Annotated in this window: 1 rRNA gene; it reads right to left on the bottom strand. The window is 44.3% G+C overall.

From position 1 onward, the window contains the following. Positions 1–95 (bottom strand): 16S ribosomal RNA (locus tag C6382_RS23785); the annotation flags it as partial. Positions 96–255: the final 160 nt, after the last annotated feature.

Below are 255 nucleotides of genomic sequence, written 5' to 3'. Positions count from 1 at the left end.
TGAATCGAAGAGCAAGCTCTTCTCATCCGCTCGACTTGCATGTGTTAGGCCTGCCGCCAGCGTTCAATCTGAGCCATGATCAAACTCTTCAGTTCAATACTGCTTGGGTTTTGAGAAAACCCTAAACTTGGCTCAGCAATCTCAAATGACTTATTCGAAGTCTTTCGACTTCTCGTGCAGTCACTTGTGATGCTGATAATCTTTTTGACTATCAGTCTGAGTCACAAGCACCCACACGAATTGCTTGATTCGATT

It is taken from the genome of Pseudomonas sp. BBP2017 (assembly GCF_003024385.1).
Classification (GTDB): Bacteria; Pseudomonadota; Gammaproteobacteria; order Pseudomonadales; family Pseudomonadaceae; genus Aquipseudomonas.
This window is presented reverse-complemented; position numbering and strand designations above follow the sequence as displayed.